The organism is Nostocoides sp. (assembly GCF_037045025.1).
Lineage (GTDB): Bacteria > Actinomycetota > Actinomycetes > Actinomycetales > Dermatophilaceae > Nostocoides_A.
Genome location: NZ_JBAOHM010000012.1, coordinates 36,947 through 60,110, shown reverse-complemented (window position 1 = coordinate 60,110; position 23,164 = coordinate 36,947). Strand labels below are relative to the sequence as shown.

Below are 23,164 nucleotides of genomic sequence, written 5' to 3'. Positions count from 1 at the left end.
CGCAGTGACGCGTTGATTTGGCAGGATGGCCCGCATGACTCAGCAGCCAGGCGAGCAGCACCCCGAGGCCACCGCAGCCACCGACGGCGACCGGGTCGTCGTGTTGACGCCCGAGGGAATGGGGGTCCACGAGAGCGACCAGGACCGCAATCCGGCCGACCTGATCGAGCAACCGGCCAAGGTGATGCGGGTCGCCTCGATGATCAAGCAGCTGCTGGAGGAGGTGCGCAGTGCCCCGTTGGACGAGGCTGGGCGAGCGCGGCTGGCCGAGATCCACCAGCGGTCGATCGCCGAACTCAAGGATGGCCTGGCCCCCGAACTCATCGACGAACTCGACCGGCTCGCCCTGCCGTTCAGCGAGGGCACGCCGAGCGACCCCGAACTGCGCATCGCCCAGGCCCAGCTGGTCGGCTGGCTCGAGGGCCTCTTCCACGGCATTCAGGCCGCGCTCGTCGCCCAGCAGATGGCGGCGCAGGCGCAGTTGCAGCAGATGCGGCGCAGCCTCCCGCCCGGTCATCCCGCCGCCGAGCAGCCCGACCCGGCGCAGCCACACCAGCCGCGCGGCCCCGGCATGGGCAAGCCGGTCAACCCGCTCGGCGATCCCTCCGGCCCCACCGGCCAGTACCTCTGAAAGCCACGCCCGGCTAGCGCGTCGTTGCGCCCTTTTGGCTGAGTTGGGGATGGCCCCTCGAGAGGAGCGTGTGGGTACGTCTTGTAGCGATAACCGTGCCGACCGGGTCCTCTCGACCCGCGGGCCTGGTAGGGCCACTAACCCGAGCCGAGGAGGCAGGCGCTCACCCCGCCGTGTCCGCCGCTGCCGACCGGCCGGCGGCGCGGCCGGAGAACAGGCACCCGCCGAGGAAGGTGCCCTCCAGCGCCCGGTAGCCGTGCATGCCGCCGCCGCCGAAACCGGCGACCTCGCCGGCGGCATACAGGCCGGGGAGGGGCTCGCCCGCGGCGGTCAGCGCGCGAGCCTGCAGGTCGGTCTCGATCCCGCCCAGCGTCTTGCGGGTCAGGACCCGCAGCCGCACCGCGATCAACGGCCCGTATGCCGGGTCGAGGATCCGGTGCAGCGGCACCGCCCGCTTGGTCAGCCGGTCCCCGCGGTAGGCGCGGGCGTTCTGGATCGCCATGATCTGGGCATCCTTGGCAAAGGCGTTGCCCACCTGGGCATCCCGCTCGCGGATCTGCCGCTCGATTCCGGCGGCGTCGAGGGGCGCCTGCGGGGTGAGCGCGGTCATCGCCGCGACCAGCTCACTCACGCTCGCGGCCTGGAGGAAATCGACCCCGTGGTCGAGGAATGCCTGGACAGCCGGCGGCATCCGGACCGGGCGGCGCAGCACGTCGGCGATCGCCTTCTCGGTCAGGTCGAGGTTTTGCTCCGAACCGGACAGCGCGAACTCCTTGGCGATGATCGCCCGGTTGAGGATCAGCCAGGAGTGATCGTGCCCGGTCGTTCGCAGGTGGGCCAGCGTGCCGAGGGTGTCGAAGCCGAGCCATAGCGGGGCCGGCAGCCGCCGACCGAGCGCGTCGAACCACAGCGACGACGGGCCGCCGAGGATGCGGATCGCGTGCCCGGGCCAGACCGGATCCCAGTTCTCGACGCCTTCGACGTAATGCCACATCCGGTCGGTGTTGACCAGCCGCGCGCCGGCGGTGGCGCTGATCTGCAGCATCCGCCCGTCGACGTATGCCGGGACACCGGTCAGCATCTCCGCGGGCGCCCACCCCAGCCGGGCCGGCCACTGCTCGCGCATCAGCTCGTGGTTGCCGCCGATGCCGCCGGAGGCCATCACGACCGCCTCCGCGGACAGCTCGAAGCTCCCGGCCGGGTCACGCCCGGAGGCCACGCCCTGCGGCGCGGGGTCGCCGGCCAGCACGCGCCCGCGCACACCGGTCACGCGGCCGCCGGAGACGACCAGCTCGTCGACGCAGTGCCGCGGGCGATAGTCCAGCCGCCCCTCCAGGATGGCCTGCCGCGCGGCCGCGGCGAACGGCGCCACCACGCCCGGCCCGGTCCCCCACGTCACGTGGAAACGCGGCACCGAGTTGCCGTGCCCGCCCGCCGTGCCGTCGCCGCGCTCGGCCCACCCGACGACGGGGAACCACCGCATCCCCAGCCCGTGCAGCCAGGCCCGCTTCTCCCCCGCCGCGAACTCGACATAGGCCCGCGCCCACTGCCGCGGCCAATGGTCCTGCGGCCGGTCAAAACCCGCGCTGCCACTCCAGTCCTGCCAGGCCAACTCGACATCATCGCGTATGCCGAGGCGCCGCTGCTCGGGTGAGCTCACCAGCAACAACCCGCCGAACGACCAGTGCGCCTGGCCGCCGAGGTTGGCCGCCGACTCCTGGTCGAGCAGGATCACCCGCCGGCCGGCGCGCAGCAGTTCGTCGGCGGCGACCAGACCGGCCAGGCCGTGACCAATGACGACGGCAGCGGCATCCATACCCGCATGTTACGGATCGGTAGCCTGCGCCGCCGCCGTCAGCCGGACCCCTCGATCCGAACCCCCTCGGAAGTGACGACGAAGCGCACGGCCGACAGGTCGGGCACGATCGCGTCGGCATCGCCGGCGGCGGCGATCACGTCCGCGCGTGTCGTCGTGGTCAGTGCCAGCGTCGCGCACCCGGCCGCCCGCGCCGCGGCCAGCCCCGCGGTCGCGTCCTCGACGACGAGGCACTCGCGCGGGTCGACCCCCAGCCGCTCGGCCGCGCGCAGGTAGGGCTCCGGGTCCGGCTTTCCCCGGGTGCACTCGGACGCGGTGACCAGCACGGGTGGCGCGGCCAGCCCGGACGCGGCGACCCGGGCCTCGGCGAGATCGGCCGTACACGAGGTGGCGATCGCCACCCGCCCGGATCCGGCGAGCGCGGCCAGCGCTTCGGCGCCGCCCGGCAGGATCGGGATGCCGACCGCGTCGGCGATCTCCAGCTCCCGCAGCCGGGCATCGGCCCGCTCGTGCACCTCGGGCGCGAGGAAGTGGGCGATCACCCCGCTCGCCGGCACGCCGTGGAAGGTCTTCAGCTGCTCCAGGTCGATGCCGAACTCCCCCGACCAGATCGTCCAGCTGCGCAGGACCGAAGGTGCGGAGTCGATGAGTGTGCCGTCCATGTCGAAGAGCACCGCGGCATACGTGCGCTTCAGGAGCCGGCCCAGGTCCGCGCTCATCCCTCCCCCACCCCGGGCGGATCGACCACCCGCGTCGCATAACTCACCGCGAACTCCTCCCGCGCCGCCCGGCAGGTTCGCCGCGCCGGCGGCAACACCACCCGGGAGACTTCGACGACGACCCGCTTGGCGCGTGGATGGCCGGCCACTTCGACCTGCCAGCGGTCGGGTCCGCCGCCGGGAAGCACCCGTGCCCGCATGATCGGCAGCGGCCCCGGCCCGAGTTCGCGCAGCGCGCCGATCAGCCCGGCCTGGCCCACCGGGGAGACGGTCGTGACGCCCCGCAGGTGGGCAGCGGGGATCTGGCGCACCCGGTGGGCGTCGAGCACCGCGTCCACCGCGTCGGGGTCGAGCCCGCCGTAATAGGTGCCGCTGGGCAGCACGATCAAGTTGGCGGCGAACCGGTCCCCGCCGACGTGACTGCACTCCCACGTCTCGACCGGATACCGCGCGGCAATGTGTCTCGCCACGGCGCGGCCGCGCACCGCGCAGCACTGATCGTGCTTGCCGTGGGTGCACACCAGCAGCCGGACCTGGGCGGGGTTGGCCAGCGGCGTCTGACCGGCGAAGGCGGCCACCGCCTCGGCCAGCCCGGGCCCGGGCTCCCACACCCCGCGCAACTCGAGCCGCGCGATCGGGTCGATCACCGCCCAGCGCCGCAGCCCGGATGCCGCCGCCCGTCCCGGCCGCCGCACAAACAGTACGCGCCCCTGGTATTGAGCGACGGCGGCGACGATCGGCCGCACCTGCCCGGCCAGGTCGTGGCTGGTCAGGATCTTTTCCGGCCAGGCCCGGTGCTGCTCCAGCAGCAACCAGCGACGCGTTGGTGGCGCGGTGGCGATCAGCGGGTCGTCGCGATCGCGGGCCGCGTCCGAGCATGGCGATGGCCCGGCCGGCCTCATGGAACGACCTCGGCCACACCCGCGTGCACCAGTCGGCGGGCCAGGTCGAGACCCAAGGCACCGGCCGTGGCCGCGCCGCTGGTGACGAACGCGCGCACCGCCTCGGCCTCCTCGGCGTCGATGACCCGGCTCCCGGCGCGCGAGTCGAGGACCAGCTCCTCCCCGCGCTCGGCCAGCGTGGGCGCCAGATGTGCGCGCAGCTCGAGCCGGGTCGAGGGGGTCAGCGTCGCCGCGGCGGCGACGGCGGCGATCGGGCCGAGAGGGTCCGGGCGGGTGCCGCGGCGGTGGGCCGCAGCCAGCGGCGCCAACACCGCCTCGACCGGCGCCTGGGCGAGGGCTCGGATCAGAGCGGCGCGGGCGCCCTCGACGGCGGCGGTCAACGCCGGATCGGCCGCGGCGTCGACGCGGCCCAGGTCGATGCCCAACGGCAGCGACGCGCGAACGGTGGGATCGTCGAGGGCCTGCTCCGCGGCATACGCGAGCAGTTGCTCGGCCAGGTGATGGCCGGTCCAGGTGTGCACGCCGATCGTCAGATGGGTGCTGACCTCGCCGCACGCCGTGGCGGCGTGAATGAAACCGCGCGGGAGATAGAGCGTGTCCCCGGGATGCAGCGTGGCCTCGATCAGCGCGGGTTCCTCGGCGGTGGCGCGCACCGCCTCCCTCCGGCCGTCCCAGGGCTGGCTGCGAAGCGGCGCGGTCAGGACCGGCGGGCGGATGCGCCACGTCTTGGTGCCGGCCACTTGGACGACAAAGACGTCGTGGACGTCGTAGTGGTCGCTAAAGCCGGTGCTCTGCGCGGGGGTGATATAGGCGTTGACCTGCACCGGGTGCCCGAGGTCGGCAGCCAGCTCGGCAGCGAACGCGCGGATCGGCTCCCAGGTGCGGTGCAGCGCCTGCAGCACGAGCGTCGCGCCGTCGGCGAACAGCTCGGTCAGCCGGGTGTCGTTGACCTGGTCGCCGATCTCGGCGCCGACCCCGCCGGGTGTGGTGAACTCCTTGGCCGCAAAGGTCGTGCCGTTCTTGGCCACCCGCAGGAAGGGCGTGCGCAGGCCTCGCCGGGAGAGCAACTCGTCGGCCGCGGCGTTGTCGAACAGCCGCTCCAACCCGGCCGCCTCGTTGTCCGCGGTGCGGGTCAGCAGCGGCGTCCGGCCCCAGTTCTCGGCGGCAAACCGCTCGGCCGGTATGCCGATCAGCCGGTCGAGTGCGCCCGTGGCGCTCAGAGTCCGCGCTCGATCTCGTCGGCCCGCGGAGTCTCGCCGAAATCGGGATCGGCACCGACAGACATCGGGCTCAGCTCGTCGGCGCCGGCATCGGCCGCGCCGCCGTCGGCGCCATTATCGGCGCCCCCGTCGGCGGCGTCTGCCGCTGGCTCCTCGCCACCGGACTCGGTGTTCTCGGCCACGGCCGGGGATTCCTCGATCATGGTTTGCAGCTGCTCCTGGAAGTCGTCCTGGGGCGCATCGGTCATGGCGGGCTCCTTCGGGTGCGCTGGGGCTGGTCGCTCTATCCAATACCACTCGCGCGGTCTTCGGATTCTGCGCCGCCCGCGGATTACTAGACTTGCGCTCCATGACTGCGGCCGAACGCGCCCATGATCTCATCCTCTTCGGCGCCAGCGGGTTCGTCGGCTCGCTGACCGCCACGCACCTGGCCGAGAATGCCCCTGTCGGCGCCCGGATCGCCCTCGCGGGGAGGTCCCGGGACAAGGTCGCCGCCGTGCAGCGCGGGCTGCCCGACGCCGCCCGGACTTGGGATGTCCTCGAGGCCGATGCCGGTGATCCCGAGCAGATGGCGCGCCTGGCCGCCTCGACGCGCGTGGTCGTCACCACCGTCGGGCCGTATGCCCGCTACGGCCTCCCCCTGGCGGCCGCGTGCGCCGGCGCAGGAACCCACTATGCCGATCTGACCGGCGAGGTGCTCTTTGTCCGCGAGCTGGCCGACACCTGTCACGAGCTGGCGCAGCAGACCGGCGCCAAGATCGTCAACGCGTGCGGCTTCGACTCGATCCCGTCCGACATCGGGGTGTTCCTGACCGCCGAACGCGCCCGGGCAGATGGCGCCGGCCAGCTGACCAACACCACCTTGTTCGTCCGCGGTCTGCGCGGCGGCCTCAGCGGCGGGACCATCGACTCGATGCGCCAGCAGGCGATCGAGATGGATGATCCCGCGCTCGCGGGGGTGGTGCGCGATCCCTACGGCCTTAGCCCCGACCGCTCGGCCGAACCGGCGAGCAGCCGGGCGCGGCCCCCCAAGGCGGGCGGTCCGCTCGACTTAGTCCGTGGCGTGGCGCGGCATACGCCGGTGCGTCGCGGACCGGACGGCCACTGGCTCGGCCCGTTTGTGATGGCGGCGTTCAACACGCGCATCGTGCGGCGCAGCAACGCCCTGCTCGACCACGCCTATGGCCGCGACTTCCGTTATCAGGAGGTTATGGACTTCGGCCGGTCGGCCAAGGCTCCCGCTGTGGCCTCCGGAATGACCGCCGGGCTGCTCGGCGTGGTGGGCGCGATGCGCTTCGGCCCCACCCGTGCCGTGCTCGACCGGATGCTGCCCAAACCGGGTGAGGGGCCGAGCCCGGAGCGGCAGCGGGCGGGCCGCTTCCGGATGGAGATCGAGGCCGGGACGAGCGGCGGCCCGCGCTACCGCACGGTTTTCGCGGCCAACGCCGACCCCGGCTATTCGGGCACGGCGATCATGCTCGGCCAGTCGGGCCTGGCGCTCGCCTTCGACGACGACCTGCCCGACCGGGCCGGGGTGCTCACGCCGGCCACCGGGATAGGCGCGGGCCTCGCGGACCGGCTGCGCGCGCAGGGGTTCACGATCACCACGACGGTGATGTCGCCCACAGGAGCGGCGAGATAGGGTGAGCAGACGCTTCGCTAGGGTGAAGGAGCCTTAGGCCAGACCGGGCAGGGAGAGAGCATGCTGGACCACGAACCCATGACCCAGCTCACCGAAGAGCAATGCTGGGAATTGCTGGAGAAACACGAGTTCGGCCGCCTGGCCTTCCACCTGGTCGGTGAGGTGCACATCACGCCGATCAACTACACGGTCGACAGCGAGCGCTTGGTTTTCCGCACCGCCGAGGGCAGCAAGCTCCTCGGCGTCGTCATGAACGACGATGTGGCCTTCGAGATCGACGACATCGACGACGAGCAGGCGACCAGCGTCGTCCTGCGCGGCACCGCCGAGGTGCTTGAGGGCAGCGACCGCGACGCGGTGGACAGCCTGCCGCTGCGGCCCTGGGTGGACACGTCCAAGTCGATCGTTGTCGCGATCAAGCCGTCGGAGATCACCGGGCGCCGCTTCGAGCTCCACCGCCCCTGGCTGCAGTCGCGCCCCGAGGACGACGAGCAGTAACAAGCAACCGCTGAGCAGGACAACCGCTGAGGTCTGCGTTTCATGCTGAGGTCGTACTACCGGTAGTACGACCTCAGCAAGAAACGCAGACCCCAGCGGTTTTTGCGGGGGGGCGGGGGGGTGGCGGCGGTGTGTCACTGGGCCGGAACGTTGGCCTCCAGCTCGGCCAGCCAGGTCGCCGCGGCCGCATCCGAGGGCATCCGCCAGTCGCCGCGCGGTGACAGCGAGCCGCCGCGGACGACCTTGGGCCCATTCGGCAGTGCCGATCGCTTGAACTGGTTGGCGAAGTAGCGCCGCAAGAAGACCTGCATCCAGCGCCGGATCGTCGCCAGGTCGTATGCCGCTCGCCGCGCCTGCGGGTAGTTCGGCGGCCACTCGCCCGCGGCGGCATCAGCCCAGGCGTGCAGCGCGAGGAAGGCGATCTTGCTCGGCCGGTAGCCGCGGCGCAGCACGTGGAAGAGCGTGAAATCCTGCAGCGCATAGGGCCCGATGGCGTCCTCGGTGCTTTGTGGCTTCTCGCCCTCCTTCTGCGGCACCAACTCCGGGGAGATCTCGGTGTCGAGGATCGAGGTGAGGATCTCACCGACCGCGTCGTCGAACTGACCGGACGTCACCACCCAGCGAATCAGGTGCTGCATCAATGTCTTTGGGACGCCGGCGTTCACGCCGTAGTGCGACATCTGGTCGCCGACGCCATAGGTGCACCACCCGAGGGCGAGCTCGGACAGGTCGCCCGTCCCGAGCACGATCCCGCCGCGCTGATTGGCCAGGCGGAAGAGGAAGTCGGTGCGCAACCCGGCCTGGACGTTCTCGAAGGTGACGTCATAGACCTCCTCGCCGCGGGCGAAGGGGTGGCCCATCTCGGTGAGCATTTGGGTCGCTGCCGGGCGGATGTCGAGCGTCTCGAAGGTGACCCCGAGCGCCTGCGACAGCAGCGTCGCATTGGTCTTGGTGTGCTCGCTGGTCGCGAAGCCCGGCATGGTGAACGCCAGGATGTCGCTGCGTGGCCGGCCGAGCCGGTCCATCGCCTTGGCCGCGACGATCAGCGCTTGGGTCGAGTCGAGCCCGCCCGAGACCCCGATGACGATCTTAGGCTGGCCGATCGACCGGAGCCGCTGCTCCAGCCCCGAGACCTGGATGTTGTAGGCCTCGTAGCAGTCGAGCGCGAGCCGCTCCTCCTCGTCCGGGACGAACGGGAAGCGGTCCACCTTGCGCCGCAGCCCGATGTCGCCGGTCGGCGGGTCGAGCCGGAAGCCGATGCGCCGGAAGGAATCCACGCGTTCCCGGTGGGTGCGGGCATTGTCGTCGAAGGTGCCCTGCCGCATCCGCTCCTGCCGCATCACGTCCAGGTCGATGTCGGCGACGCTACGCCGCGGGCCTGCGGGGAAGCGCTCGGTCTCGGCGAGCAGCGCCCCCATCTCATAGATCATCGTCTGCCCGTCCCAGGACAGGTCGGTGCTCGATTCGCCTTCTCCGGCAGCGGCATACACATAAACGGCGTTGCAGCGGGAGGAGGCGGACTCGCACAAGAGCTTGCGGTCGTAGGACTTCGAGACCGTGATCGGGCTGCCGGAGAGGTTGGCGAGCACGCTGGCTCCGGCCAGGGCCGCTTCGGCGCTCGGCGGAACCGGAACCCACATGTCCTCGCATACCTCGATGTGGATGTCGAGGCCGGCCACATCCTCGGCGCTGACGATGAGGTCGACTCCAAAGGGAATCTGCTTGCCGCCCAGGGTGATCGACCCGCCGCGCTGGTCGTCGCCGGGCGCGAAATGCCGCCGCTCGTAGAACTCCCGGTAGGTCGGCACATAGGCCTTGGGCGCGACCCCGAGGATCTCGCCACGATGGATGACGACCGCGCAGTTGAACAGCCGGTTGCCGGCCCGCAGCGGCGCACCGACGACGATGACCGGCAGCAGGTCCCGCGAGGCATCGGCGAGAACCTGCACAGCCTCGAGCGTCGCATCGAGCAGCGGGTCGTGCAGGAAGAGGTCCTCCACGGAGTAGCCACTCACGCACAGCTCGGGAAAGACCGCGAGCGCCACGCCGTCGTCGTGGCACTCCCGCGCGATGGCCACGATGGCCTCGGCGTTGGCGTGCGGCTGGGCAAGCGCGACGGGCAGGGTGCAGGCGGCGACGCGAGCGAAGCCGTGGGCATAGGCCGAGCGGAACTCCATGTCGGCGATCGTAGGCACCCGGGCGGGTCAGCGGGCGCGCGGAGCGAACTCGGGACGTTCCCTGGCAGCCGCCGCTGCCCGCACGATCCGGGTGTTGCGCGTCATCAGCAGCCGCGCCTGCTCGATCCGTTCCCGCGCGAAGGTCCGCCGCGCCGAACCGGGCCAGGTGTCCTCGAAGATCCGTTTGGTCGCCGCGACCGCGTCCGGGCTGCGCTGCAGGATCTCTTCCAGCAGTTCGCTGGCCGCCGGGTGCGGGTCGCCTGCCACCCGGCTGACCAGCCCGAGCTCGCGTGCCTGCTCCCCGCTGATCGTCCGGCCGGTCATCGCCAACTGTTTGGCCACGTCGATGCTCACCAGCTGAGCCAGGGCGCGGATGCCGCTCATGTCCGGCACGAGCCCCCATTTGCTCTCCATGACCGACCACTTGGCATCGGGCGTCGAGACCCGGAAGTCGGCCCCGAGCGCGAGTTGCAGGCCGGCGCCGAAGCAGTAGCCGTGGACGACGGCGATGACCGGCACGGGGACTCGGCGCCAGGCCCAGCAGGCCTCCTGGAAGAGGTTGGTGCCGCGCCATGGCTGCGGCACGAAGTTGCGCCCGAAGCCGGTCAACCCGCCGCTCAGGACGCTCAGGTCGATTCCCGCGCAAAAGGCCGGCCCGTCACCGGAGAGCAGCACCCCTCGCAGCGTGCGATCCGCGCGCATCCGGTGCGCGGTGGCCACCAGTTCCTGCAACGTCGGCACATCAAGGGCGTTCATCTTCTCCGGCCGGCTCAGCCGGACGAAGGCGACGTGATCGGCGACGTCGACACTCAGCTGCTCGGGCACCTCGCCACTGTATGCCGCGCCGGCGATCCACTCGACGCCGGTTGCCGTCTTCCCATTACCGTGCACCCGTAGGGGTAGGAACCGCTCACGAACGAAAGGCGCGCATGTCGGCATCCGAAGCCACCAGCCCAGAACCGCACGGCCTGCGCCCGATGGGTGGGCGCGACCCGCATGAGCGGGGCCGGGTCGCGACCCCTCTCGAGCTGCTCTTCGACCTGACCTTCGTGGTCGCCTTCTCCTACGCCGGCAACCAGATGGCCCACCAGGTCGCGGCCGGGCACGCGTGGCCGGGAATCATCGGGTTCTGCTTCGCGATGTTCGGGATCTGCTGGGCCTGGATCAACTTCACTTGGTTCGCCTCGGCCTTCGACACCGACGACTGGTTCTACCGGCTGGTGACGATGGTGCAGATGATCGGCGTGGTCATCTTTGCCGTCGGCCTGCCGACGATGTTCCACTCCATGGAGGAGGGCCACCACATCGACAACCGGGTGATGGTGCTCGGCTATGTCGTCATGCGGGTGGCGATGCTCGCCCAATGGGTGCGCGCCGGCCGGCAAAGCCCGCCGCACAGCCGCGCCTGCCGGATGTATGCCGCCACGATCTTCCTCGCCCAGCTCGGCTGGGTGATCCTCGCCCTGCTCGACACGAGCGTCCTGGTCTTTGCCCTCGCGGCCGCCGTCCTCATCCTGATCGAGACCGGCGGCCCCGCGTATGCCGAAGCCCGCCTCGGCGGGACCCCGTGGCACCCGCACCACATCGCCGAAAGATATGGGCTGCTCGCGATCATCACCCTCGGCGAGGGCGTCGTCGGTGCCGTGGTCAGCCTGGAGGCGGTGACGGCCGCCAGCGGATGGGACTGGGCGGCCGCTTCCTTCGTGCTCGCCACGATGGGGCTGACCTTCGGGCTGTGGTGGATCTACTTCGCGATCCCGTTCGGTGAGTTGCTGCATCACCAGCGGCAACGCAGCTTCGTGTTCGGCTACGGGCACATGGTGATTTTCGGCGCGATCGCCGCCACCGGCGCCGGCTTGCACGTCCTCTCCTACTACTTGGAGGGCCACCACGACCCCGAGGAGTTCGGCTGGGTGAAGATCGGTCAGGCCGGCGCCGTCCTGGCCGTCGCCGTGCCGGTGGTCGTCTTCCTGGTGGCTCTGGTGGCCATCTGGCAGTCCCTCTTCCGCGCCCGGGACGCCCTCCACTATGTCGAGTTGGCGTTGACGGTCCTCGCCCTGGCCGGCGCGGTGGTGTTGGCCACCGCGCACGTCTCGATCGCGATCAGCCTGATCGTCATCGCGCTGGCGCCGGCGATCGTCGTGATCGGCTACGAGATGGCCGGCGGCGATCGCAATCAGTTGGCCGCCTTGGACCGGCAGCGCACCTGATCGTTGCCCGGCCACGTAGGGTTTGTGCCCGTGAGCACTGCGGGCGCGGGCGAGCGCCCGGACCGCCAGGGTCGCCCGGGCCGCCCAGGCCGCTCGAGCCGGCGAGTGATCGCCCGCCGGTTGGCCTGGCTCCTGGTCGGGCTGTTAACCCTAGCCGGAGCGGCGCTGCTGGCGCTGCGCCTGCTTCCCCGGCTGCAGCTGCACTCCGTCGGCCCGATGGTGTCGGCGTTCGCGCCGTATGGGCTGTTCTCCTGGACCCTGGTCGCGCTCCTCCTGCTGCGCCTGAAGGGCCGTCGGCTGCTGGTGCCGGCCCTCCTCGCCCTGGCGGCGGCCGCAGTGCACGCCAGCTGGCTGGTGCCCTTCTATGTCGCCGACGAGACCCCCTCGGGCGGCCGAGCGGTGACGATCGCCAGCGTCAACCTGCTCGGCGGCGCCGCGGACCCCGACGCGGTGACTCGAGCCACCGCGGACGCCGACGTGGTCGTCCTGATGGAGTTCGATCCGAAGACCGACCGGGCGCTCGTCGAGCGCGGCTGGTATGAGCGCTTCCCGCACCACATCGGTGGCCCCGCGTGGGGCACCGCCGGAACCGCCGTGCTGTCCCGCTTCCCGATCCGCCAGGTCGACAGTCGTCCGTCCGGAGTGCAGATCTATGTCACCGAGATCTCGCCCCCGGATGGACCGTCCTTCCACCTGGTCGCCGCCCACCCGCTCAATCCGGCAGGAGGGGCCGTGCTGTGGCGAGCCTACGGTGACCTCGTGATCGAGGCCGTCCGGCATCACCCCGACGGTCCTCTGGTGGTGATCGGCGACTTCAACGCCACGCCCGACCAGTTCACGATCCGGCAACTCGTCGATCGGGCCGGGGTGCGCAACGCGGCCGACGAGTCCGGGGCGGGCTGGTTGCGAACCTGGCCGGACCGCTTCTATGGTCCGCTGCCGCCGCTGTTCAGCCTCGACCAGGCCTTCGTGCGCGGACCGGTGTATGCCGACGACATCGCCACCTTCGACACCCGCGGCTCCGATCACCGGGGGGTCATCGCCCGGCTCCGGGTCGCCGCGAGCCCGCCGACTCGCCCCACCCCCGGCCCCGCGACAGCGTCGGCCGCGGCGGGCCGCTAACGTGCACGGCATACGGGAATCCGGCGGTTGAGCACGGGAACGAGAGAGCATGGATATCGACCTGATGGTGGGACCGAGTTCGTGGACCGACGCTGCGCGTTCGGCCGCGGAGGCCGAGGCGGCGGGCTTTTCGGGGATGCTCTTCCTCGACACCGGCCAGACGCCCTGGATGAGCATGGCCGCAGCCGCGACCGCGGCACCGACCCTCACCTTCTCCACCGGAATCGCGGTCGCCTTCCCGATGAGCCCGATGATTGCCGCGATGCTCGCCTGGGAGCTGGCCGGCAACACCGGCGGCCGGTTCCGGCTGGGCCTGGGCAGCCAGGTCAAGGCGCACATCGAGCGCCGTTACGGCATGGACTACGACCCGCCCGGCCCGCGGTTGCGCGACTACGTCCTGGCCGTCAAGGACTGCTTCGCCGCCTTCCGCCGGGAGCAGCCGCTGCAGCACGAGGGCCGGTTCTACTCCCTGACCCTCCTGCCCGAGCAGTGGCGTCCGCTGGACCACGACTACGGCCAGATCAAGGTCGACATCTCGGCGGTGGGTCCGTGGATGACGCGGATGGCCGGTGAGGTCGCCGACGGTGTCCACCTGCACCCGCTGCACTCGATGCCCTACATCCACAATCGGCTGCTGCCCGCGGTCGCCGACGGGGCCGCCCGGGCGGGGCGATCGCCCGCCGACGTCGACCTCCTGGTGCCGGTGTTCATCGTGGCCGGTGACACCGTGGAGGAGCGCGAGTTCCTCGCCCAGCGGGCGCGCACCCAGATCGGGTTCTACGGAAGCACTCGCAATTACGCCTTCCAGTTCGACGACCTCGGCTACGAGGGAACCTCGGCGCGGCTCGGGGAGCGGCTGAAGGCAGGCGACCTGGACGGGCTCGCCGCGATCATCACCGACGAGATGCTCGACGCCTACGCCGTTGTCGGCCGGTGGGACGAGATCGCCGACCGCCTGTTGGAGCGGTATGCCGGTGTGGCCGCTCGGGTCACTTCCTACCTGACCGCCGAGGACATCGCCCGCCACCCCGAGAACGTGGGCCGGTGGGCCGAGATCGCCCGCGCCGTGCGGGCCGGCGGTTAGCCTCCAATCCGGTCATCGCCCGCGCGAGACGCGCCTACACTCACCGGGTGACCGCAGCGGAGGTGAGCACCGAGCCGCGGCAGGAGACGCCTCCTGCCGTTCGGCGCCGGCGCTCGGAACGCGTCGTGGGGCTGCTCACTGGGGCCTTCGTCGGGATCGGCGTGCTGATGGTCGCCCTGCGCGCCATTCCGGAGCTGCAGCGGCACTGGTTCGGGCCCTACGTCTCGGCGTTCATCCCCTACGGAATCCTCGCCTGGGGGGCGGCCTTCCTGCTGAGCCTGCTGCTGCCGGCCCGGGCGACCCGGGTGCTGGTGGTGGGCTGCGCGGCGGGGCTGCTGCTCCAGGCGAGCTGGGTGGCGCCCCTCTTCGTCGCCGACGAGCGCCCGCCCGGCGGGACCGCGGTGACGATCGCCAGCTGGAATATCCGCGACCTCGCGGTCGACCCCGATGTGCTGACCCGCCGCACCAGCGCGGCCGACATCGTGATCCTCCTCGAATTCGATCGTGGCACCGAGGCCATCCTCGGTCAGGGCACGGCGCGGGCGTTGCAGGAGCGGGGCTGGCAGGAGCGTTATCCCCATACGGTGGCGGGGATCCCCGGGCCGGGCGCGAGCACGGTTATCTATTCCCGCTTCCCGCTGGAGGAGGTGGAATCGCTCCCCTCGATCCATCGCCAGTTCGTCGTCCGGGTCTCACCGCCGAGCGGGCCGCCCTTCGTCCTGGTTGCTGCCCACCCGCTCAACCCGCGCGCCGGGAGCGCGACCTGGGAGCGTGAGGGCACGCTCCTCGCCGACGCAGTTGCCCGGCATAGCGGCGGTCCACTCGTCGTCATGGGTGACCTGAACGGGACCACCGACCAGCTGACGATCCGCCGGTTGCTGGCGGCCGCGCCCCTGCGCGACGCCGCCGACGAGGCCGGCGCCGGGTGGCTGCGCACCTGGCCCAACCACACCGTCCTCGACCTGCCGCCGCTGATCGCCCTCGACCATGCCTTCGTCGGCGGGAGCGCGTATGCCGATGCCGTCGAGACCCTGGCCGCGGCCGGGTCGGACCACCGCGGGCTACTCCTGCGGCTGCGGGTGCGCTGAGCGCGCCCCCAGCAGCCACACGACCGGCCCGAGCACCGCATCGATCTGTGCCTGCATCAGCCGGGCGCCGCGGGGTCCGAGCCGATAGGGGTCGTGGATGTCGGCGTCGGCCGCCTCGCGCGGCGGCAGCAGGGCGCGTCGCGCGGCGGCCAAGCGCACGCGGTCGCGCAGCGGGATCGCGGGGTCCAGGTCCGGCCGGACCGCGCGCAGACTCTCGGCGAGATCGGCGAAATCGGCGAGCACGAACGTCTTGGACAGCGCCCGCACGTGCTCTTGGACCACCTCGGAGCGGATGGCGCGACTGACGGTGAGCACGAGGTCGGCGGCCTCGACCATCTCGGCCGTCAGCTGCTTGCCGCGGAAGCCCTTCCCATCCAGGTGGATCTCGTGCAGCAGTTGGAGGATCTCGGGATCCAGCGGTTCGCCGACCAGGGCACGGACGCCGGCGCTGCCGATGTGGACGCCCGGGGAGACCTGACTTTGCAGCCGGGCCTTGATATAGGGCGATCGGCAGACATTGCCTACGCAGACAATCAAGACGGCGCTCACGATGCGCCCGATACTACCCAACGGTCACGGCTGACCGGGGACCTGCGAGCGGGCGTGCCGCGATTTCCCCCAGGAGCCGGGGAGGCGTCCTCGGCCAGCTCCATGTCGTACCGTGGGTGCGCCGAAAGAGGAGGACCGTGGCTACGAGCTCACCCGCCCAGCTCGACCGACGCTCAGCCGTTTTCGCCGTAGCCACGCTCGGCGCAAGCGGTGGCGCCAGTGCCCTGGCGTATGCCGCGGGGCGCCGGCTCAGCCCAAAGAGCGCGTCGCCGACGCTGCCGGCGCCCGCCGCCCCGACGCCGAGTTCCGCGACCACACCGGCGGCCAACCAGTGGCCCGACTACACCGGCGCGGCGTGGGCACAACTTCGCGGCAGGCTCCCCAAGAACGTCCGCCTCACGGTGCGACCGGTCGCCGCCAACACCAGCCCGGTCGTGCTCTCCCAGTCGCCGGCGCCCGGCACCCCCCGCGGCGAGAAGCTCACCCTCGTCGTGCGCGGCACGCCCACGCCCATGCCCCTGCCCGACGTGCCCGATTTCCCGGCCCCCGGGGTCACGATGACCTTCGACGACACCTCCTATGCCAAGTCCGTGCAGCTCGGCCCCACCCAGGCCGCCGACGGCCTGACCGTGCCCCTGCCGCTGGCGAGCACCCGGTTGAGCGCGGCCGGGTGGGCGAGCGGCGCACCCGGCTCCCGCGCGACCCTGATCGTCGAGATCGGTGGTCGGCTGCGGCTGCGCCGAGTGCTGACCGACCGGTCCGCGCAGCCGCTCTCGGTCCAGCTGGCGGGGGCCACGTCGGTCACCTTCCGGGTCGAGTCGGCCGGCGCCAGCGCCGTCCTCGGCGGGCCGGTCGTCGAGGTCATCGAATGACCGTGATGACCTCCTCCGAGCGCTCCGCGGATGAGGTCGCGCCGGCCGTGCGCACCACGCCCAGTGGCCGGCCGGTCCGCGCGGATATCCAGGCGTTGCGGGCGCTCGCGGTCGTGCTCGTCGTGGTCACGCACGCCTGGCCGTCGTTCCTTCCCGGGGGCAGCGTCGGGGTGGACGTCTTCTTCGTCATCTCCGGCTACCTGATCACCTCCCTGCTCGCCGAGGAGGTGAGCACCCACGGGCGGTTGCGCTTCGTGCAGTTCTATCTGCGCCGGGTCGCCCGATTGTTGCCGCTGGCGCTGGTCGTGGTGCACGCCACCGTCGTGGCGTTGTGGCTGTGGACGCCGAGTTTCGTCCTGGAGAACAACGCCCGGCACGCCATCGGCGCGAGCATGTATGCCGTCAACTGGCAGTTGATCGCCGACTCCGCGTCCTATGCCACGGTCGATGAGGGCGCCTCGGCGCTGCAGCATTACTGGAGCCTCGCCGTGGAGGAGCAGTACTACGTGCTGTTCCCGCTGCTGCTCGCGCTGCTGTGGCGACTGCGCCGCCGCCGAGCCGCACTCTTTGGCATCGCGGTGATTTCCGCGGCCTCGTTGGGGCTGGCGTTGGGCTGGCGTCCCGACAACCCGTCGGCGACCTATTTCAACACCGCCACCCGGTGGTGGGAGTTCGGCGCGGGCGCGGTGTTGGCGCTGTCCGGCTGGAGCGTCCCGCACCTGTGGCGCTCGGCGGCTCGCCTGGCCGGCCTGCTCCTCATCCTGTATGCCGCCAGCACCGTCACCGACACCACCTGGATGCCCGGCTGGGCCACGCTGACCCCGGTCGTCGGGTCGGTGATCATGCTCTCGGCGCTGCCGTTCACCACCGTCGCCGACGAGTCGACCTCGGGGCGGCTGCTGGCCCTGGCGCCGATCCAGTATCTCGGCGACACCTCCTATGCCCTCTATCTGTGGCATTGGCCGGTGCTGATCGTGGCCGATCAGCTGGTCGAGCCCACCGCGCTGCGGCGTGCCGGACTGGTCGTGCTGGCGCTGGCCCTGGCGGCGGCCTCCCGGCCCTTCGAGGACCGGACGCGGCGGGCCATCATCGCTCTCGGCACGCGCGGCCAATCCCGGCGTCCACTCGCGCTCGTCGCCGTCCTCGCCCTCGCCGGCAGCGGCCTCGGCGCGGGTACCGCCGTGGCCGTGACCCACATCGACTCCCCGTTGCGGTCCAGCCCTCCGCTGGCGGCGCCCCCGGTGACCGGGCCGACGACCACCTCGACGGCCGGCCCGAGCGGATCGCCCTCGGGGTCGGCCTCGCCGGGGTCGTCGTCCGGGTCCTCCTCCCCAGGATCTGCGTCCGGCTCCTCCTCCGCCGGCCCGAAAGGCAGCGCCTCCTGCGTGGGGGCCGGGGCGATGGCGCCGGGCGCCTCCTGCCCGCCCGTCAACGCGGTCAGCCCCGACCCGCAGCTCGCCCGAAACGACATGCCCCGGGAGGAGTGCAAGGAGAGCCTGGGCGGCAGCACCGTGCTGGAGTGCCACATCGGCGAGGGCAGCACCCAGGTCGCGCTGATCGGGGACAGCCACGCCCAACGCTGGTTGCCGGCGCTGCAGGAGCTGGCCAGCTCCCGGGACTGGACGATCACGACCTTCTTGAAGTCCTCGTGCCCGTTCTCCGCAGTGCCCCCCGTCAAATACGAGGCCGCCTGCGCCGGCTGGAACGCCGCCGCGCTCGAGCGCCTCAAGGCCGGGAAGTTCACGATCGCGTTCGTCAGCAACTCGGTGGCCCAGGCTTATCGCCTGCAAAGTGGCGACACCAACGACAGCGCCGCGGTCCGCGGCCTGCGGGGGGCGTGGGATCCGCTGCTGGCCCAAGGCACGCAGGTCGTCGTCCTGAAGGACACCCCGATCATGGGGTATGGCCGCATCGATCCGCCGGCGTGCGTCTTGGCCCGCGGACCGCTGGAGTGCGCCGCCGAGCAGTCGCAGGTCCTGCGGCCCGACCCCATGGTCACCGCCGCCGCCCAGGAGCCCCGCGTCCCGGTGATCGACCTGACCTCGTTCTTCTGCGCCGCCGGCCGCTGCCCGAGCGTGATCGGCGGCATTCTCGTCTACCGCGACGGCCAGCACATGCTCAGCGACTACGCCAAGACGCTCGCCCCCTTCCTCGACGACCAGTTGGTGGCCGCGCTGCGGTGACCGTGGCGACGATGTGCGAGGATTGACTGCCCGCGCCCATTTTCGTTGCCACGAACTGTTGTTACTGCGGGCCGGAAGGGTTCACGCATGGGTTTGCACGACCTGATCAGGGTGATCCGCCAACGCTGGCGCGTCGCGACGGCAGTCTTCTTGCTCACCCTGGCAGCCGCAGCGGCGCTGACCTTGTTCTCCCCCCGCGTCTACGAAGCACGCACCCAGGTGTTCGTCTCGGTCCTGGAGAACGAGACCAATTCCGACCTGGTCAGCGGGAGCACGTATGCCCAGGCCCAGGTCGGCTCCTACATGGATGTCGTCACCTCGCCCCGGGTGCTGCAACCGGTGATCGACTCCCTCAGCCTGGACGAAACCCCCGACTCGCTCGCCCGCCGCATCCAGGTCGTCGTCCCCGACCGGTCGGTCCTGATCGATATTGCCATCCAGGACGGCGACCCCGGGCAGGCCGCGGCCCTGGCCAACACGATCACCGACCGCTTCGGCGAGACCGTGGAGAAGCTGGAGGCGACGTCGTCCAAGGGCCGCAGCCGGGTCTCGATCACGACGCTGCGCCGCGCGGTGACCGACAACGACCCGATCTCGCCCAAACCGCTGCGCAACCTGCTTCTCGGCGGGGCGCTCGGCCTCGCCTTGGGCCTGGGTGCCGCGTTGCTGCGCGAGACCCTCGATGTGACCGTGCGCACCGAAGCCGATGTGACCAAGGTGACCAGCCTGCCGTCGCTCGGCTCCATCCCGCTCGATCCGAGCGTCCCCAAGCGACCGCTCATCACCCACGAGGGCGACCCCGACGGCAAACCGGACCGGCAGCACGCGCGCGCCGAGGCCTTCCGCAGCCTGCGGACCAACCTGCAGTTCGTGCAGACGAGCACCGACCGGCGCTCGGTCGTCGTCACCTCCAGCCGCCCCGGGGAGGGCAAGACGGTCACCGCGGCCAACATGGGCTTGAGCATGGCCGCGATGGGTTCGCGGGTGTGCATCATCGAGGGCGACCTGCGCCGGCCCAAGCTGCTCGACTACTTGGGGCTGGAGGGCTCGGTCGGGTTGACGACCGCCCTGATCGGCGCCTGCGACCTCGCCGATGTCATCCAGCCCTACACCGAGGGGCTGGCGATCGTCGGGGCGGGCCGCATCCCGCCGAATCCGTCGGAGCTGCTCGGCTCGCCGCGCATGGAGCAGGTGCTGCGTGAGTTGGAGAGCCAGTTCGACTATGTGATCATCGACGCGCCACCGTTGCTGCCGGTCACCGACGCCGCCGTGCTGAGCCAGATCGCCGGGTCGACGGTCATCGTCGTCGGGCTGGGCAAGATCGAAAAGGACGACCTGCGGCGTGCCCTGGCCCTGCTGGGGAAGGTCGACGCCAACACCGTTGGCATCATCAACAACATGGTGGCGCCCAACTCTCCACGTGAGGGCAGCACCTACTACTACTACGAGGGCTACCGCAGCCAGCCGGAAACGGAACTCGAGACCGAGCGGAAGCGGGAACCGGCCCCGGTCGAGGTCGTCCGCGAGGAGCAGAGCGCCGGCAGCCGCGTCGGATGACGCGGGTCATCGGGGTCATTCCGACCCTGCGGCGCGATCTGCCGAGCCTGACCCGGCTCAGCGAGCAACTGCGGGATGCCGGCGTGGAGCCGGTCCTGGTCGCCACCGGCGCCGGCGTCGATCGGGCACTGACCGCCGCCGGGATCTCCCACGTGTCCCCGCGAGCCAATCCGGGATTCGGCGCGGCGATCGGCTTTGGTGCCGCCCAGGCCGACTTCGACTGGCTGGTCGTCTGCAATGACGACATCTCGATCGACGGCCCCGGCTTCGGCGCGACGATCGCCGAACTGGTGGGCCACCGCGGCGGCCAGCGGGTCCTGGCCTTCTTCGACCCCGGTCCGCGGCGAGCCGTCCCCGGCCCCACCGGAGTGTTCACCTCGATCGCGTTGATCGACGCGATCGCGAGGCGGCTGCGGCTGCCGGCGCGGCCGGTGAGGGGGGCCTGGTACAAGTCGTTCAGTCTGTGCGCAATCAGCGCGCCGTTGTGGCGCGAACTGGGCGGCTTTGACCCGCGGCTGCCCTACACCTACGAGGACGCCGACTTCGCTGCCCGCGCGTTTGCCGCGGGCGCGACCCTGCTCGACGTGTCCGAGGGAGGGGTGGCGCACGAGGGCTCGGGCACCAGCCGCGGCCTGGTCGCTCGCGTGCTGCCGGTGAGCGTCCACAGCGCGCGGCAGTATCTGCGTGCCCGCGGCATCCCGTGGCCCGCCGCGACCGGGCTGGTCGCCGGTGCGCTGCTTGTTCGCGCGCTGGTCGTGCCCGTGGTGGCGCTACCGCGGGGAGAGCATTGGCGGGCCGTTGCCCGCAGCCTGCGCCATCTGCTCGGGCCGGCTCCCGTCCTGCCGGCCTACGAGGAGTGCTGATGCGTCCGCGGATCGGCGTCAGCGGGCCGGTGCGGCCCGACTCGGGGATCGGCGTCATCCAGCGGGAGCTGCACGCGCGGCTGGCCGCCGACTGCGAGCTGGTCCCCTCGGCCTCCCGGGACGCCGCCCACGGGCCGCTTGCGGCGGTGCGGGGCCTCGCCGCCGGACTTCAGCCCCCGGCGCGTGGGCTCGACGGCTACGTCGGGATGGTCTCTCCGCTGCCGCTGCGCGTGCCGGCACCGCTTGTCTATATCGTCCACGACCTGCGCTGGCTGCGCTCCGGCGCGGCCAAGCGGACCTACCGCGCGCTGGATCTGCGCCGCGCGGTGCGGTCGGCCGAACGGCTGGTGTGCGTGAGCGAGTGCACTCGCCGCGACCTGGTCGCCCACTACCCCGAGGCTGCCGCGACGGCACAGGCCGCGTGGCTGGGCCCCGGCGTGGTGACCAGCGCCGACTGGGGCGACGGCATACCGGGGCGGGTGTTGCTCGTCGGCGGTGACCCGCGCAAGCAGAATGAGCGAGCCGCCGACGTGCTCGCCGCGCTGCCGGCCGGCCTGATCACCAGCGTCGTCGGTGTCGGCGTCAGCGCCCGGTGCGCCGAACTCGCCGGCGCCGCCGTCGGTGCCGACAATGTGCAGGTGCGTCACCGGCTGCCCGACGAGCAGATGGCCGCCGAGTTCACCCAGGCCCAGTTCTATGTCCATCTCGGCACCGACGAGGGCTTCGGGCTGCCGTATGTCGAGGCGCTGGCCTCCGGCTGCGTCCCGGTTGCGATCGACCAGCCGTTGACGCGCGAGGTCCTCGGCGACGCCGGGATTCTCCTGCGAGACGCTCCGGTGCCGGACCTGGCGGCCCAGTGGGCGGGCGCGGCGTCCCCGTCCGCGGCGGCCCGCCGCGAGCGCGCCACCCGCTTCTCCTGGGACGCCTTCGCCGCCGTGGTCCGGGAGGGTTTGCAGCTCCCGCCCGCGGCATGAGCGCCCCCTCGGCCCGCACCCGGCTGCTCCGCTTCGCCGGGTTGCAGGCGGCCAACGCCATCGTGCCGCTGCTGGTGTTGCCGATGGTCATCGATGTCGTCGGCGAGGCGGGCTGGGTCGTGCTCGCGATTGGGATGGCGGTCGGCGCGGCGGCGGCCGTCCTGGTGGGCCTGGCCTGGCCGCTCACCGGCCCGCCCCGGGTGGCCGGGGTCGACCCCGCGACCGCGCGCGCGGTGTATGGCGAAGGGTTGGCGATGCGGCTGCTGGTGTTGGCGCCGGTGCTGCTCGCCGCCGCCGCAGCGGTCGTGCTGCTGGCCCCCTCGGGAGCCAGCCGGCTGCTCGGTGTGCTGATGGCGCTCGCGACAACGCTGAACGGGTTGACGGCCAGTTGGTATTACATCGGTCGGGCGAGGCCGCAGGGGATCGTGCTCTTCGAGACCGTGCCGCGGCTGCTGGCCACGGGGGCGGCCATCCCAGTCGTCGGCCTGACGGCGTGGGCGCCGTGGTATCCGCTGCTGCTGATGATCGCCGGTGTCGCCGGCCTGCTCGCCGCGACCCGCGAGGTGAACGGGCGGCTGGCGCTCCAGGCCGGCAGTTGGGCGGCGGCCCGGGCGGGCTGGCGCGCGCAGACGCCGCTGGCCCTCGCCGGAGTCCTCAGCACCGGAGCGACCGCGCTGGCCGTCCCGATCGCGTCGGTGTCGGGGACGGCGCTCAGCCAGGTCGGCCGGTTCGCCGCCGCGGTCCGGCTGCGGTCGTTGGCCCAGGGCGGAATCGCGGCCGGGACCACGGCCCTGCAGGGCTGGGTCGCCGAGGGCGATCTGTCGCTGTGGCGACGCCGCGCTGCCCGGGCGGTCCGGTTCAACACCGCGCTCGGCGTCCTCGCCGGAGGCGGGATCGCCGTGCTCGCGCCGGTGCTCGACTCGATCGTCTTCGGGCCGGCCACGGTCATCGACCCGCTCACGGCGGCCCTCCTCGGGTGCACCTGCCTCGCCTATGCGATCAGCTCGTCGTTGTCGAACCACATCCTGACCCCCGCCGGCCGAACCCGGCAGGTGGT

Annotated in this window: 20 protein-coding genes; 12 read left to right on the top strand and 8 right to left on the bottom strand. The window is 71.7% G+C overall.

The window, feature by feature from the left end; translation table 11 throughout:
* Nucleotides 1–34: 34 nt before the first annotated feature.
* Nucleotides 35–631, top strand: a complete 597-nt coding sequence (locus V9G19_RS15400; protein ID WP_462286317.1) for a proteasome activator — start codon at nucleotides 35–37, stop codon at nucleotides 629–631.
* Nucleotides 632–794: 163 nt separating this feature from the next.
* On the opposite strand, the gene V9G19_RS15395 is transcribed toward V9G19_RS15400, so the two are convergent.
* From V9G19_RS15395 to V9G19_RS15375, 5 genes are read right to left on the bottom strand one after another with little or no spacing between them, the layout of a single operon-like run.
* Nucleotides 795–2,447 carry an FAD-binding dehydrogenase gene (locus V9G19_RS15395; RefSeq protein ID WP_462286316.1) on the bottom strand — a complete coding sequence of 551 codons (1,653 nt, stop codon included), beginning with the start codon at nucleotides 2,445–2,447 and terminating at the stop codon, nucleotides 795–797.
* A gap of 38 nt (nucleotides 2,448–2,485) precedes the next feature.
* Nucleotides 2,486–3,166, bottom strand: coding sequence for an HAD-IA family hydrolase (locus V9G19_RS15390; protein ID WP_462286315.1), 681 nt, complete (start codon nucleotides 3,164–3,166; stop codon nucleotides 2,486–2,488).
* On the bottom strand, nucleotides 3,163–4,068 hold the full coding sequence (locus V9G19_RS15385) for a sucrase ferredoxin (protein WP_462286314.1): 906 nt from the start codon (nucleotides 4,066–4,068) through the stop codon (nucleotides 3,163–3,165). Before V9G19_RS15385 ends, V9G19_RS15390 begins: the two co-directional genes overlap by 4 nt.
* Complete coding sequence (locus tag V9G19_RS15380; RefSeq protein WP_462286400.1) at nucleotides 4,065–5,288, bottom strand: cupin domain-containing protein; 1,224 nt, start codon at nucleotides 5,286–5,288, stop codon at nucleotides 4,065–4,067. Before V9G19_RS15380 ends, V9G19_RS15385 begins: the two co-directional genes overlap by 4 nt.
* On the bottom strand, nucleotides 5,285–5,536 hold the full coding sequence (locus tag V9G19_RS15375) for a hypothetical protein (RefSeq protein ID WP_462286313.1): 252 nt from the start codon (nucleotides 5,534–5,536) through the stop codon (nucleotides 5,285–5,287). The genes V9G19_RS15380 and V9G19_RS15375 overlap by 4 nt, the downstream gene beginning before the upstream one ends.
* Nucleotides 5,537–5,637: 101 nt before the next feature.
* Here V9G19_RS15375 and V9G19_RS15370 point away from each other — a divergent pair, with 101 nt between their 5' ends.
* Complete coding sequence (locus V9G19_RS15370; protein WP_462286312.1) at nucleotides 5,638–6,930, top strand: saccharopine dehydrogenase family protein; 1,293 nt, start codon at nucleotides 5,638–5,640, stop codon at nucleotides 6,928–6,930.
* A gap of 60 nt (nucleotides 6,931–6,990) precedes the next feature.
* Entirely contained in the window at nucleotides 6,991–7,428 is a 438-nt protein-coding gene (locus V9G19_RS15365) for a pyridoxamine 5'-phosphate oxidase family protein (RefSeq protein ID WP_462286311.1), read from the top strand.
* A 134-nt stretch (nucleotides 7,429–7,562) separates the two neighbouring features.
* On the opposite strand, the gene V9G19_RS15360 is transcribed toward V9G19_RS15365, so the two are convergent.
* Nucleotides 7,563–9,605: an NAD(+) synthase gene (locus tag V9G19_RS15360; protein WP_462286310.1), complete on the bottom strand. Its 2,043-nt coding sequence runs from the start codon at nucleotides 9,603–9,605 to the stop codon at nucleotides 7,563–7,565.
* Nucleotides 9,606–9,632: 27 nt separating this feature from the next.
* Nucleotides 9,633–10,496: a crotonase/enoyl-CoA hydratase family protein gene (locus tag V9G19_RS15355; protein ID WP_462286309.1), complete on the bottom strand. Its 864-nt coding sequence runs from the start codon at nucleotides 10,494–10,496 to the stop codon at nucleotides 9,633–9,635.
* Nucleotides 10,497–10,534: 38 nt separating this feature from the next.
* Between V9G19_RS15355 and V9G19_RS15350 the strand changes: the two genes are divergently transcribed.
* From V9G19_RS15350 to V9G19_RS15335, 4 genes are read left to right on the top strand one after another with little or no spacing between them, the layout of a single operon-like run.
* Nucleotides 10,535–11,815, top strand: coding sequence for a low temperature requirement protein A (locus V9G19_RS15350; RefSeq protein WP_462286308.1), 1,281 nt, complete (start codon nucleotides 10,535–10,537; stop codon nucleotides 11,813–11,815).
* Between the two features lie 30 nt (nucleotides 11,816–11,845).
* The gene (locus tag V9G19_RS15345) at nucleotides 11,846–12,937 is read left to right on the top strand and encodes an endonuclease/exonuclease/phosphatase family protein (RefSeq protein ID WP_462286307.1); all 1,092 of its coding nucleotides are present in this window, start codon (nucleotides 11,846–11,848) and stop codon (nucleotides 12,935–12,937) included.
* 49 nt (nucleotides 12,938–12,986) lie between these two features.
* Nucleotides 12,987–14,021, top strand: coding sequence for a TIGR03617 family F420-dependent LLM class oxidoreductase (locus V9G19_RS15340; protein WP_462286306.1), 1,035 nt, complete (start codon nucleotides 12,987–12,989; stop codon nucleotides 14,019–14,021).
* Nucleotides 14,022–14,068: 47 nt separating this feature from the next.
* Nucleotides 14,069–15,109 (top strand): endonuclease/exonuclease/phosphatase family protein, encoded by a 1,041-nt coding sequence (locus V9G19_RS15335; protein ID WP_462286305.1) that lies wholly within the window; start codon nucleotides 14,069–14,071, stop codon nucleotides 15,107–15,109.
* On the opposite strand, the gene V9G19_RS15330 is transcribed toward V9G19_RS15335, so the two are convergent.
* A complete protein-coding gene (locus tag V9G19_RS15330; RefSeq protein ID WP_462286304.1) occupies nucleotides 15,083–15,658 on the bottom strand; it encodes an arsenate reductase/protein-tyrosine-phosphatase family protein in 576 nt (191 codons plus the stop codon). The two genes, V9G19_RS15335 and V9G19_RS15330, sit on opposite strands and share 27 nt — an antisense overlap.
* Before the next feature lie 137 nt (nucleotides 15,659–15,795).
* On the opposite strand from V9G19_RS15330, the gene V9G19_RS15325 reads away from it, so the two are divergent.
* From V9G19_RS15325 to V9G19_RS15305, 5 genes are all read left to right on the top strand, one after another.
* The gene (locus V9G19_RS15325) at nucleotides 15,796–16,530 is read left to right on the top strand and encodes a hypothetical protein (RefSeq protein WP_462286303.1); all 735 of its coding nucleotides are present in this window, start codon (nucleotides 15,796–15,798) and stop codon (nucleotides 16,528–16,530) included.
* Nucleotides 16,527–18,713, top strand: a complete 2,187-nt coding sequence (locus tag V9G19_RS15320; protein WP_462286302.1) for an acyltransferase family protein — start codon at nucleotides 16,527–16,529, stop codon at nucleotides 18,711–18,713. Before V9G19_RS15325 ends, V9G19_RS15320 begins: the two co-directional genes overlap by 4 nt.
* A gap of 87 nt (nucleotides 18,714–18,800) precedes the next feature.
* Nucleotides 18,801–20,270 (top strand): tyrosine-protein kinase domain-containing protein, encoded by a 1,470-nt coding sequence (locus V9G19_RS15315; protein ID WP_462286301.1) that lies wholly within the window; start codon nucleotides 18,801–18,803, stop codon nucleotides 20,268–20,270.
* Entirely contained in the window at nucleotides 20,267–21,133 is an 867-nt protein-coding gene (locus V9G19_RS15310) for a glycosyltransferase family 2 protein (RefSeq protein ID WP_462286300.1), read from the top strand. The genes V9G19_RS15315 and V9G19_RS15310 overlap by 4 nt, the downstream gene beginning before the upstream one ends.
* On the top strand, nucleotides 21,133–22,107 hold the full coding sequence (locus tag V9G19_RS15305; protein WP_462286299.1) for a glycosyltransferase: 975 nt from the start codon (nucleotides 21,133–21,135) through the stop codon (nucleotides 22,105–22,107). The genes V9G19_RS15310 and V9G19_RS15305 overlap by 1 nt, the downstream gene beginning before the upstream one ends.
* Nucleotides 22,108–23,164 lie beyond the last annotated feature (1,057 nt).